Source organism: Novosphingobium sp. AP12 (genome assembly GCF_000281975.1).
GTDB lineage: Bacteria > Pseudomonadota > Alphaproteobacteria > Sphingomonadales > Sphingomonadaceae > Novosphingobium.
On sequence record NZ_AKKE01000070.1, the window covers coordinates 32,531 to 45,481 of the forward strand.

Consider the following 12,951-nt stretch of genomic DNA (forward strand, 5'->3'; position numbering starts at 1 on the left):
CGGCAAAAACGGCGCCCAGTTTCTATCCCGCTTTCGTGCTGGCCATGATCTTCCTGCTTGCGCTTCCCAAAGGCGGGATTGCGGCGGGAGGGCTACCCGTGACATTCGGATATGTCATGCTTGGGGCCCTGGCCCCGTTTTCCGTGCTGTCCGCGCTGCGCAATGGCGGGCCCGCTCCGGCTGCGATTGCGAATTTTCTGTTTGGCTATGTGCCGATTTCGGCGCTGGCGATGCTCAAGCTTCTTTCCAGCGGCAGCAGCTACGGATTGGCAATTTACGCCGTGACGCTGGTGATTCTTCCGGCGCTGATGCTTTTGATCCATGCGCCTGTTCTGGAGCGACTAAGCGAAAGGCAGATCGGGGAGCCTGTCAAATGGTGCCTGCGCTTCGTCGTGTTCTGGGGCCTTCTCAATTTTGTTCTTTTCGCGGTATCGAAACGCTTCATCGAAATCCCCTACCTGACGATCAATCCGCTCGACCTCGGAGATATCTACTCCAAAAATAACCGACGCGGCATTCTGATGAAGCTCGTGTCAACATACAATAATGGCAATATCTACGGCGTTTGCATGGTTATGCTGCTGCCGGTTTACTGGTATTTTGAGCGTTCACGGACGTGGCTTTGCCTTTTCGTTCTCGCCATCATCCTGAGTTTGAGCCGGACGGTATGGGCGGGGCTGATTGTCGTCACATTTGGCATGATATTGAGCGGGCAATTGCGCATCAGTCGGCCGGCCGTGTGGTTCTCGCTCGGCAGCGCAATGCTTATGGTCGTTGCGCTCCTGCCCCTGATGGGCTGGACCTCGGATCGAGTCGTCGACACGAACTTGGGCGGCCGCATGGCGCAATGGAATGACGTGGTACTCAGTGCATTCGGCCAGGCAGAAGTGAGAATCAGTGAGGTGCTCTACGCAGGATTGCTACAGAGCTTCGGGATCATTGGGACGCTTCTCGCGCTGGGCGCGCTGGCATTTCCCGTCGTCTATGCGATGATGAACTGGCAACTTTTCACCCCTCTGCGACGCGCAGCGGTGGTCGGGGTCGGTTCCTATCTTCTCATGGCTGCGTCTGACGCGGCCTTCATTTACCCGCCGACGATCGCCATCCTGCTTGCGCTCTGCGCCCTTGCCTATCGCCGCGGCGATCGGTCAGCCTCCGGTAACCCGTCCCGCCACATCGCGGCGCCGAGGCCACTTGGCCCCATTACCCTTGCCCAAGCCGCCGCTCGCCTCCGCTGAGCGCACAGGCGCACGACCTCGCTTCATACGGCTGACACCCGAATCAGGCGAATTACTGCACCTCGATGCCCTGCGCTTGCTGGCGTCCATCGCGATCGTGGTCGTGCATTTCCGCACCAACCTGCTTGCTGCATGGCCAAACAGTTCGGAGGCTTTCAGGCGCCTGGACGGCCTGTCGGTAGGTGTCGACCTGTTCTTTGCAATCTCCGGATTTGTGATCTGCTGGGTTTACCATGATCGCATGACAAGCCTCGCTGAATGGGCGACCTTCTTGCGCCGGCGGGTGGCACGGCTAGTCCCGCTCCATTGGGCAACGTTGCTGTTTTTCGTAGCTGTAGGCATCACAGCGGGGGTCACGGACACCGCATTGTCAAAGCCTTCGAAATACGGCTTCGACTGCCTCTTGCCTAATGTACTGCTGATCCACGCATTCGGGGTCTGCAACGCGCCGTCCTTCAACACCGTTAGCTGGTCGATCAGTGCCGAAATGGCGATGTACGTGTCCTTCCCCTTGCTGCTTGTCATTCTGCGCCGCACGCCCTTCGGATTTCTCGCAGGTTTGGTCTGTCTATTAGCCGTTCTGGAAACCAGTCCGTGGTCTCCGCCCTGGATCGAGAGGACTTACGCTGGGGGCGTGATCCGCGCCGTTCCGGGCTTTTGCCTTGGGATGGCGCTGTTCCAGTTTAACGGTCAGCTAGCTAGAATTCCTGCCGCTCGCGTTCTCCTTGCCGCCAGCCTTGCCGGCTTCGTCCTTGCCGTCGGCTTGGGCGCCCCCAAGGGCGCTCTCGTCCTCATCGTATACCTCGCCGCCGCGCTCGGCGTTGCTGCTGATCGAGGGGGGCAGGCCGGGCCGATTGTCCGGGCGATCGCGCCCGGCGGCCGGTTAACTTATTCAATTTACATGCTGCATCCGATCGTGCAGTCGCTGTTCATCACCCTTCTGGGACGCCGAATTCTCCAGCTCAACCCGTGGCAAACCACCGTGTGGTCGATCGTGGGAATCTTTTTTGCTATTGCGGTAGGCTACCTGTCGCTATGTATGCTGGAAGAACCTGCGCGCAGGATATTGTCGCGTCCTCGCAAGGGGAACGCGGGTAAGACGGAATAAATGCTGCGGCGCAGCATCCCCATGGAGACTGGTTCCTGCGGGAATCTTAAATCCTTCGGGAAGGTGCGTCGTGTTTCATTGCAGGGAGATCGCCGTGAGCGTGAAAATCATTGCTGAAGTGGGTTGCAACCATAAGGGTGATCTCGAGATCGCTAAGGAACTGATCCGCGTCGCCGCGATTTACGCGAAGGCGGACGTGGTGAAGTTCCAGAAACGCAATAACCGCGAGCTTCTGACCGAAGCGCAGTACAATGCGCCGCACCCCAATCCCTCCAATTCCTACGGCGAGACTTACGGGGCTCACCGGGAATTTCTTGAATTTTCGCTGGAGGAGCACCGTGAACTCGCTGCCGAGTGCGCAGCCAACGGCATCGAGTATTCCACGTCGGTATGGGACGTGACATCTGCCCGCGAGATTGCCTTACTCAATCCTGGGCTCATCAAAGTTCCTTCGGCCTGCAACTTGCATTTCGAGATGCTGAACGTGCTCGCCACCGAGTATGCGGGCGAAATTCACCTTTCGCTGGGTATGACAACCAGGGAAGAAGAAGACGCCATCGTCGACTTCCTGGAGGCGCGCGGCCGCGCAAAGGATACGGTCCTTTATGCCTGCACCTCCGGTTATCCGGTGGCTTTCGATGAGCTTTGCCTTCTGGAAATCTCCCGTCTTCAGGAGAAGTTCTCCGATCGCGTCAAACACATCGGATTTTCCGGGCATCATCTCGGCATCGCAGCGGACATGGCAGCCGTTGCGCTGGGCGCAGAGTGGCTGGAACGTCACTTCACGATCGACCGCACCTGGAAGGGCACTGACCACGCCGCTTCGCTCGAACCGGACGGCCTGCGCCGCGTGGTCCGCGATGCACGCGCGGTTTCCCGCTCTTTGACCTATAAACCCACCGAAATTCTCGAAGTCGAGGTCGCGCAGCGCGAAAAGCTCAAGTGGCGGCCCAAGCCGCGAATGGCAGCTTCAGCCTGAACAACCACGCGGCTTCGCCGACGCAAACGAGGGCAGGCGATCGGCGATGCGGCTGACAATCGTGGCAGACAACTCGACTTCCCCAAACTGGGGATGTCGAGCAACGAGCTTTGCACTGCGCGAACTGCTGTCTCGCGACCACGCGATCGTAGGAACGATAGACCGGACGCTGCTCAAGGCCCCGTTTACGGCCAAAGCTCGCGTCCGGCCAGATCTCCATGCCACCATCGTCACGAAGCTGCGCCGGGAGCGGCTACGCCGGCTTCCCGGCATCGGAGCTCTGGCGTTCGGCGCGATCGACTTTCTGGGCGAAACCCACTCACCCAGCCACGCTATCGCCGCAGACGCAGAGCTGCTCTGGGCGAGCAGGAAAACTTCGCCGAAGGCGAACGCGCTCATCGCGCAGATCGAACCGTGCGATGCCATTGTCGTGAATGGCGAGGGGGAAATGATCTTTTCCTCGCCTGCCCGCGACAGTCTTCTCCAGACGCTGACGATATGCGCACTGGCGCGCAAGATGGGCAAACAGGTATTCTGGCTCAACGGCATGGTGTCGGCCGCCCCGGACAGTGAGGTGAATCATGAGACAGTCGAGGTCGCCAGGCAAGTCCTTGGCGGGGCGACAATTGCGGTACGAGACAGTCTCTCTCTGGACGCGGCCCAGAAACTTCTCCCGGGAATGGTCGACCGGTGGTTTCCGGACGCCCTTTTCAATTGGTCGCTGCATTTCGCTGGCGAAGCGACGCTGGCCTACGATTCCTCACGGCTGACGGCTTGGTTCGACCGCACTGGAACGGCGCGGCCGAAATGTACCGATCGTCCGTATCTTGTTCTCTCGGGAAGCTCGCAATCTGCCCGCGACCAGAAACGCGCAGCAGATTGCTACACCGATCTGGCAACTCGCCTTCAGAGCCTTGGACTGCCGTTGCTTCTGGTCGAAACATGCGTTGGAGATTTTTTCCTGCGCGAGGTGGCACGGCGGACCGGTCTGCCATGCCTGAGTGTCGATGCTCCGATTATGGCGGGCGCTGCCCTTTTGGCCAATGCACGCGCGTTTGTCAGCGGCCGCTGGCATCCCGGAATTCTGGCTTCTCTGGGCGGTACTCCGGGCGTGTTCATGGGCTCCAATTCCCACAAGACCGCAGCCCTTCAGCATATGCTAGAATACCCAAACCCCCTAGAATACTCAGCTTTTCCCGACAGCGATACGATCAACGACATCGTCCGGGACACCGCGGACGTACTTGGCCAGGGCCAGGAGTTGCGATTCCGAATTGCCCGGCGATCCGGCAGGCTTGCGAGCGAAGTGCCTGGACTACTGGATATGATCAGATGACCAGCACGCCGCAGGCGACCCAGATCAACGCCCAGCAATCGCCCCTGCCACCTTCGCAGGGCGGCATTTCCATTCTTCGCAACGGTCTGATTGTCATAGGTCCGGACCGACCCCGACTGGTCTTGTCGATTGGCCTCGCGCTCGTGGTTGGATTTCTCGAGACCGTGCTTCTCTACATGGTGGCCGCCATCGCGATCGCCATGTCAGGGAACCACCCTCTCGTGCGTCTCGGCCCCGAACGGTTCGGCCTGCAAGTCCCGCTCGAAATGGCCTGCGCGATCGGCCTGGTGCTTGTGGTCCTTCTTCTCGCGCTTTCGGTCCCACTTGCACGGCTGATGGCTTCGCTCAGCACACGAGCAATGGTGAGGCTGCGCAGCCGCATGCTCGATGCCTATCTTCATTCCAGTCTGACGTACCGTGAATCCCAGCGCGAAGGCCTGCTCCAGCAGCTCGTTGGCGAATACGCGTTGCGGGCTGAGAACTCCGTTCAGCAGCTGTCGCTCGCTGCCGTGGGCATTGCCATGTTTGCGATGGTCCTCGCGGGAGCGATTGCCAGCGCGCCTCTGGCCGCTACGGGCATGGTCGCAGCCTTGGCGCTGTGCGGCGTCCTGTTCGCACCAATTTCGAAACACATCAGGCAAAACGCGAACAGCCCCATTCTTACTAATCGCGAAATTGTCGGCCGCGTGGCCCAGGCATCACGCATGGGCCAGGAAATCTCGGCCTATGACGTCGCTTCCCCAGTCACGCACCAGCTCGAGGCGGATATCCGGCGCGCAGCGACGGCGATGGGCAAAATGCGCTTCGAGGCGCGCCTCATGCCAAACCTGTTCCAGTACGGCGCAATTGGCCTGATTTTCCTGTTTGTCGCGATTCTCGCGAAAATCAGTCCGGGAGAAATGGGCGGTCTGGCACCTTTGGCACTGTTGCTGGTGCGCGCGCTCACATACGTCCGGCAGCTGCAGCGCGCATTCCATACGGCCCGCGAGATGGCGCCCTACATCACAGCAATAGAAAGCGAACTGAAGGCGCTAGAGATGCACCTGCCTCCTCAGGGCACTTTTGAAGGCAAGGAATTTTTGGGCCTCCGGTTCGACCACGTCAGTTACGCGTACAAACCCGGTGAGCCAGCTCTTCGAGATATCTCCTGCACAATCGAGCGCGGAGACATGATCGGCATCGTCGGCCCCTCTGGAAGCGGCAAGAGCACACTTACGGGCCTGATGCTGCGGCTACGATCGCCCAATGGGGGACAGATTTGCATTGGCGGGACAGACCTTGCCGAATTCACGGCGCAGAGCTGGGCACGACTGAGCGGCTATGTCCCGCAGGACAACCGGCTCCTATATGGCACCGTAGCAGACAATATCAGGCTGTTTCGGGAAGGGTTCGATGATGCCTGCGTGATTCGCGCAGCCCAGGCCGCGCACGTGCACGACGAGATCATGGCTCTGCCGCAGCGCTACGAGACACTCATAGGTCCCGGCGCACGCGGCCTTTCTGGGGGGCAGGCCCAGCGACTGTCGATTGCCAGGGCGCTCCTCGCCTCACCGCAACTGATCATCATGGATGAACCCACGAGCGCGCTCGATGCCCGGTCTGAAATGCTCGTCGGTCAGACCCTGGCCGAGCTGAAAGGCGAGACAACGATCGTCCTCGTCGCTCACCGGCCAGCTACACTAGCGCTTTGCGATCGCATTTTCGAGGTTCGCAACGGGCTGCTTCAGGAGCTACCCAAACCCGTAGTAAGGGACGCTTCGACCTGATGACCCGGCCTTCACCTTGTCGTAGATGGGTCAGTCAACAAATTGACCGGAAAGAGACATATGGCCGCATTGCGCGTGCTTCACGTAGCCTCACATGAGATCAATGTCGGCGATGGCGCCCTGAACGAGGCCATAAGAAGCGGGTTGAAAACGCTTTATGGTCAGGACATCGATTTTGATCTGCGCGATGTTGCGGTGTTTCGTGAGGAAATTTCACCTGACGTGCTCGACACCTACGACCTTGTGATCGTCGGTGGAGGCGGCGGCATCTCGAATGGCGCGTTTGCCAGTCGTACCGGGACGCCCATGCCAGTGTCGCTCGATGCCTATAGCAGGACCCGAACACCGTTCGTGTTCGTTGGCCTCGGACACAACCTGTTTAACGGCCAGACATTGAGGTACGCGAGGCAGCTTAGCCAGCTGCTGGAAGTCGTTCGCAGGAAAGGCGATATCTTTTCGGTACGCAACGACGGGTCGCGGTCTCGCCTGCTTGAAGAAATCGGCGCATCCGCCGACATCATAAGGGAAATTCCCGATCCCGGCTTTTTCATCGCGGCTCCGGAACGCTGGCCGAGTGATGCCGGAACCCGGCCCTTCGCCCTCATTCAAATCGCCGGCGATGCTATCAAGGACCGCTTGCCCACAAGCCGGGCTGGCGCCCTTCTCAACCGCCTGAAGCGTAAGGGCTCCAGCTCCCCCCTCACCGATATCATCACACAGGTTGCCCACCATCTTTGGCGAAAACATGGGCTCGACATCCTGTTGACCCCCCACATCCACCACGACGTACCATTATGTTCGGACGTCCTGCGAAATCTCTATTCTGCTGCCGGCAGGAATTCGGTCCACCGGCCGTTCCGAATGGGGGGGACACCGCATCCCATGCATGCGAACGAATTCTTTGGCCGTTATCGCGCGGCACGCCTTGTCATCGGCATGCGGGGACATGCGGTCATCTGCGGCATCGGCATGCGCTGCCCGACGATCGCGCTATCCAGTCATCCCAAAGTGGGAGACTTTCTCGAGAGCTGCGATCTCGCGGACTGGTCAGTGCCGCTGTCATCCAACTCGGCATCAGCGCTGATAGAACGCTCCGACGCGCTCTTGGCTAACGATGAAGGCTACTTCGCCGCGCGCGATCACGCGACCAAGCCCTTTCAAGAGCGCTTTAACCAGTTACTGGCCGACGCTCTCACCATTGCCACCAAAAGAAGGCAACTTCGCCTCAGACTCCAAAGCCCGGTTCGGGCGGTGGGGGCCTGATGCTGCGGCCAGAGATGCTCGCTTTCCTGCCAGTCGTCACCAAGACACGCGAACTGGAAGCCAGGGTCCTGATGGCCGCCCACCTGGTCAAACGCGGTTTTTCAGTGGTCCTGGGAGATCCCAGTTTCGTCGACTACCGGGCACGCCACGCGCGCAATGCCGTCTGCTTTAGTCCCCTGCTCGTACCGGCAGCGGAAAAGCGGCTGATTGCGCTCAAGGCCCGCGGCCATACAATCATCGCCTGGGATGAAGAAGGTCTGGTATATCCTGACCCGCAATGGTATTTTTCGAACCGGGTAGGGGCAGGCCCGGCAAAACTGGCTGACGCGCTGATCGCCTGGGGTGATCAGGCCGCCTCAGACTGGCTAATGACACTGCCCGCTAATGCCCATTTACCGTTGCCGCTTGGCAACGGCAGACTCGATTTACTGCGTTTTCCTTACCGTGAGCTTTATTCTGCGAAGGCGGAGGAACTCAAGGATCGCTACGGAGTCTATGCGCTTGTGAATACGAACTTCGACCTCATCAATCATGCCGACGGTGAAGGAGGCCTGCTGAAGCGCCTTCGTGCCGGGGGCCGGATCCGGGATGGGCGTGACGAAGAGAAGTTCGCGCTTTGGGGAGAGTTCCGACAGGCCATGTTCGATGCTTTCATGGTGGGCCTGCCCGCGCTGCACGAGGCCCTGCCCCACATGAATTTCGTGATCCGACCCCATCCCAGCGAAGATGTGGGCCCCTACCGCGAACTGGCAGCCCGCCATGAGCGCATTTTCGTCGAGCCGGCTAATGACCCTGTTTTTGCGTGGATCATCGGCGCTCAGGCCATCATCCACAACAGTTGCACGACTGCCGTTGAGGCATTCATGCTGGAAACGCCTCCCCTGGCCTATGTCCCCCCGCACACGCCTGGGATGGGTATGGATTCGCCGCTGCCGAACCTTCTGAGCATCCAATGCGAGAGCTGGGATGAGATTATCGAACGCCTTCGCATGTTGCCTGCCGAAAGCCGTCACGCGTGGATCACGCCCGCTCAGCTAACGGCAGCAAAGGGCTACATCGGCAGCCTCGAGGGCGACCATTCTGTATCGCGCCTGGCTGAACTCGCTTTCCGGATGGCAGAAGCTAAACCACCAGCCAGATTGGGCAGACCGCCCTTTGCCCGCCGCTTCAAGCGAAAGCTGGGTCACGCTGCGGATGCCGCCGGCCTGCGCCAGCGGGTCAAACCCGATGATCAGCGGCGCTTTCCCGGCATCGGGAAAAACGAGATGGCAGCGCTGGCGGCCTCGATCGGGAATCTCGCCGGGGTCACTCTGAAAACCACTGAGATAGAACCGAGCACTTATCTGATCGAGGAACGCTGCTAGGCTGCAGACGGGCACCTCGACAGGAATTCCGGGAGGAATATGCGATGACCGAAGTGCTGCAATTGAGTGCGAACGATGACCCGGGCCATCCCGGCTCACACCCGCTTTCCCGGCCAGACAAGGTTCTCCTTGTCTGCGACAACCGGGACGAACTCAATTGGGGCTGCAGGGCCACGAGCATCGCGCTTCATGATCTGATCGAGCGGCACTACAAGGTGTCCGGTCGCATTGGCAGGCGGGATGTCCTCCACAAGGAAAGCCGGATAGCAGCGATCTCGCGCTTTTCCGGTCATCGCCTCAATCCATTGCTGCGGGCAGTCGCCAACGCGGTGGTGCAACGGTCAGATTACATTTCGGGCGACATTGAACGCTCGGCACGGCAAATCCTCGCAAACAAGCAGCACAGCGCGTTTTTCAAGGAACTGGTGGCAAAATTCGAAGACGCTGACCGGATCGTCGTCAATGGTGAGGGGAGCATGGTCTTCAAAAGCCAGGAACGACGGGATGTCCGCTTCCAGTTGACGATGCTTGAGGTTGCCAGGTTGCTCGGCAAGCCGGCGTATTACGTAAACGCGATGATCTCGGATTTCCCGGATGAACCCCGCAATAAGGAAACGTGGGAAAAGTGCCGCAGGTATCTCTCGCGGTGTGCGGGGGTTCAGGTCCGCGATCGTCAATCCTTTGCCCTACTCAATCAGATGCGTCTCGACACGAAAACGATGGTCGCACCCGACGCTCTTTTCAGTGCGGCGGACTCGGGGCGTTTCCCCCGGCCCCATCCCCGCAAGATCCCCGGACGCATGCTCGCTTCGTTTCCGGAAGAGCCCGGCAACCTGGCATGGTCGTTCGAAGAACCGTACATCTGCGTGGGGGGGTCCTCCTATTTTCGATCGCGGGGGAGGTTCGCTGAAGGCAAGTCCTTTTATTCTGCCCTTGCAGAACTGATTGACCACCTGGGCTATCGCTGCGTCTTCGTTCAGACCTGCACGGGCGACGCGTTCTTGGAGCCGATTGCCCAGTCGTCTGGCTGTGACTTCATCCCGGTGCATACAGGAATTTTCGCCGGGGGAGCTATCCTGGCCCATGCCCATGCGTTTATTTCAGGCCGCTATCATCCAAGTATCCTCGCTTCCGTTGGCGGTACGCCCTGCGTGTTCCTAGAATCCAACTCACACAAGATGGCTAGCCTGCGACATTGGCTTGGTGATGTGCCCGAAGAAATTCAGTACCGCGATGAGCATGCCCTGACGATGATCAGGCGCGAACTCACGCGGATTGCTGAGCACGGGACGGAGCTGCGCCGTCAAATACGGCAGACAGCCCGCGAACTGTCGGCCTGCGCAAAAGAAATACCAGCAATGCTGGTCGACGCAGGGACCGCCAGCGGTACCCAGGTCGCTGCATAAATCGTTCTCTTTTCTGGAGACCGTTCCGTTAGCAACACATCTGATCTCGCCGCGCCCGGACGGGAACTGCGACTGCTGACGGCGGTCCGCGGCTTTGCCGCCCTGTGGGTCTTCGCCGGGCATTCCGTAAATCTCGCCGCCGCGAAGCTTCCCATCGTTGACCAGCCGTCCATGGCAGTCGACATCTTCATCGTGCTGTCCGGCTTCGTCATGGTCTATACCTCCCGCGCCCGCGGCGACGCAGGACCAGCTTCATCCTCGAAGGCATATTGGGATTTCATGCGGCGGCGGTTCTGGCGCCTATCGCCAGCCTTCTTCGTCGTCTTTGCAGTTGCTCTGGGACTGGCAGAGTGGACCGGGCATCTGCGGGAAAGTCTGACAGCGCTCGGGTCCCCCGCCCCACAGGGCGAGCGGTATACCGACCACAGTCCGTCCAACGTTCTGCTGCACCTGTCTTATCTTTTTGGCCTCTTTCCCGCTTTTTCGTCACGATCGCCGATCCCCGATTGGAGCATCTCTCTGGAGATGCAATTCTACGTTGTCTTTCCGCTCCTCTTTGCTGTGACCGAACGCCATCGCTGGAAAGGTGTGACCGTGGCCCTAGCTCTCGGTGTGCTGCTTCTCCTTGCCCTGCCCGGCTATTTCGAGGCTTTCTCAAAGCCCTCGGCCCTGCCGATGAAATTAAACCTGTTCCTGGCAGGGATGGTACTCGCTGGCCTCGCGAGAGAACCGTCTGCCGGCGAGGTGGGACGGCAGTCCGCGCTCATTATAGGCGCTGCGGTGCTCCTGGCTCTGGTGCCAAGCGATGGTAGCATTCTGGCCCCACGTAATATCGTGCGGCCCGGCCTGGTGCTGGCCTTGGCTCTCCTCATCCTTTGCGAGGTTGGCAGAGCAACGACATGGCCCCTCCCGCTGCTGCGCTCGCGCGGTATCCAGTACATTGGCGATATATCGTACTCGCTTTACCTAGTGCACCTTGTCATCCTCGTCCCGGTTGAGGCGATCCTTGCAGGTGTAACCGGGCTTTCCGGCCTGCTTCTCGCCGGACTGTCATTGGCGGTGGCAATGCCACTCGTGCTTGCGGCGTCGTCTGTCTTGTACCATTTCGTTGAAAAGCCCGGTATTGCCGCCGGAAAGTGGATCGGGCGCCGGCAGCAAAGACGCCGGGACATGCGATATCCAAGCTTTCCTCCGGCAGAGTGATTTTCGAGAACCCATGAACGCGAAACATATCGCCTTGGTTGGTACTGGGGGGTCGTCGGGCGACACGCTGGCTCTCGTAGAGGCTGCGATCCGCGCTCAGGAGCCGGCTTCAACCTTCGTCTTTATCGACACGCAGCCCTTCAACCTGCGCACCCGCGGCTACACCCGCTACAATGGCACCGGGCAAGTGCAGGTCCTCTCTCCCGAGAACTGCGGGGTCCACGCCTACACCGGCAGCCAGACAACCAACCTGATGTTGAACGGTGGGCCGCTCGCCTATCGCAAGCTCTTAACCCGATGTGCCCAGGCAATTGGCCCGAAGGCCGATGTCCTAGTGCTTTGTCATGACCGGATGTATGTCGAAACCGCACTGGTCAGAGCCGCGAAAGCCAGAGGTATCCCGACGGTGCTCCTCCAGGAAGGGCCTTTTTGCGCCATTGGCAGCACCCGGGCGCAGAGCTCGATGCTGCGCGCAAAAGCGGCCCTGGCGCCGCTCATCAACATGTCGCGCCTTGTACCCGCCATTCCCGATTACGGAATGGCGGGGCACGACCTCGTTATTGCCGTTTCAGAGACCTACCGCGACAGATGGATCAATGCGGGACTCGATCCCCGGGCCGTAAAGGTCGCCGGCGTCCCCCGATTTGATCGACTGTACAGTTCGCCGCCCGGCGGCGAGACCAGGCCCCCGCGTCCAAAAGCCGCGCAGACCCTACGCCTGCTCTACATCACACAGCCTTTTGCCGCCCACGGAAAGGTTTCTCACGAGGCGGCACGCACCGCGCTCGACGTGATGATCGCCGGTCTCAACCTCGCGCGTCGCAACATTTCCTTCGACCTCACCATACGCGCACATCCGCGCTCGACTGGAGATGACGTCGCGCACCTTCGCACAGGTCTCGAATTCGCGGCGACCATGGATGACGGCACGGCCAGCATCGACGTTGAAATCGGTCGGGCCGACGCGGTCATCGGGCATTATTCTACCGGGCTTCTCGAAAGCCTCATGCTGGGTTGCCCCGCGATCTGCGTTCCGGTGCCCGAGCACGGTTTTGCCGAACGAGCCGAAGCCGAGAAGCAGATCTGGCTCACCGCAACCGGAGTTCCGGTTGCACGCACAGCCGATGAACTGACAACGGCCATCGGTCTGGTCGCTCGAGGCGAGGCCCTGACTGAAATCAATTGGCCGCGCCTCGGCGAAGAGACGGGCCCTACCGACGGCTCGGCCTGCGAGGTCGCGGCCCGCGCGATCCTGATAGCCGCCGATTTCTCCTAGCGCTGATCACCC

Annotated in this window: 10 protein-coding genes; all 10 read left to right on the forward strand. The window is 60.0% G+C overall.

The features are described 5' to 3' along the window. The first annotated feature begins 35 nt into the window (after positions 1-35). The 10 genes from PMI02_RS27125 to PMI02_RS12600 all read left to right on the forward strand — a co-directional run bounded on the left by PMI02_RS27125 (position 36) and on the right by PMI02_RS12600 (position 12,939). Positions 36-1,238: a hypothetical protein gene (locus tag PMI02_RS27125; protein WP_036503662.1), complete on the forward strand. Its 1,203-nt coding sequence runs from the start codon at positions 36-38 to the stop codon at positions 1,236-1,238. Beyond that, positions 1,210-2,346: an acyltransferase gene (locus PMI02_RS12560; protein ID WP_157222508.1), complete on the forward strand. Its 1,137-nt coding sequence runs from the start codon at positions 1,210-1,212 to the stop codon at positions 2,344-2,346. The genes PMI02_RS27125 and PMI02_RS12560 overlap by 29 nt, the downstream gene beginning before the upstream one ends. Before the next feature lie 94 nt (positions 2,347-2,440). Beyond that, positions 2,441-3,325 carry an N-acetylneuraminate synthase family protein gene (locus tag PMI02_RS12565; protein ID WP_007683156.1) on the forward strand — a complete coding sequence of 295 codons (885 nt, stop codon included), beginning with the start codon at positions 2,441-2,443 and terminating at the stop codon, positions 3,323-3,325. Between the two features lie 46 nt (positions 3,326-3,371). Next, complete coding sequence (locus PMI02_RS12570) at positions 3,372-4,661, forward strand: polysaccharide pyruvyl transferase family protein (RefSeq protein WP_007683157.1); 1,290 nt, start codon at positions 3,372-3,374, stop codon at positions 4,659-4,661. After that, positions 4,658-6,427, forward strand: coding sequence for an ABC transporter ATP-binding protein (locus PMI02_RS25900; protein WP_007683158.1), 1,770 nt, complete (start codon positions 4,658-4,660; stop codon positions 6,425-6,427). The genes PMI02_RS12570 and PMI02_RS25900 overlap by 4 nt, the downstream gene beginning before the upstream one ends. A gap of 60 nt (positions 6,428-6,487) precedes the next feature. Continuing rightward, the gene (locus PMI02_RS12580) at positions 6,488-7,690 is read left to right on the forward strand and encodes a polysaccharide pyruvyl transferase family protein (RefSeq protein ID WP_007683159.1); all 1,203 of its coding nucleotides are present in this window, start codon (positions 6,488-6,490) and stop codon (positions 7,688-7,690) included. Further along, positions 7,690-9,054, forward strand: coding sequence for a surface carbohydrate biosynthesis protein (locus PMI02_RS12585; RefSeq protein ID WP_007683160.1), 1,365 nt, complete (start codon positions 7,690-7,692; stop codon positions 9,052-9,054). The genes PMI02_RS12580 and PMI02_RS12585 overlap by 1 nt, the downstream gene beginning before the upstream one ends. 44 nt (positions 9,055-9,098) lie before the next feature. Then, positions 9,099-10,460, forward strand: a complete 1,362-nt coding sequence (locus PMI02_RS12590) for a polysaccharide pyruvyl transferase family protein (protein WP_007683164.1) — start codon at positions 9,099-9,101, stop codon at positions 10,458-10,460. 75 nt (positions 10,461-10,535) lie between these two features. Next, on the forward strand, positions 10,536-11,663 hold the full coding sequence (locus tag PMI02_RS12595; RefSeq protein ID WP_255348713.1) for an acyltransferase: 1,128 nt from the start codon (positions 10,536-10,538) through the stop codon (positions 11,661-11,663). 13 nt (positions 11,664-11,676) lie between these two features. After that, positions 11,677-12,939: a hypothetical protein gene (locus tag PMI02_RS12600; protein ID WP_007683167.1), complete on the forward strand. Its 1,263-nt coding sequence runs from the start codon at positions 11,677-11,679 to the stop codon at positions 12,937-12,939. Positions 12,940-12,951: the final 12 nt, after the last annotated feature.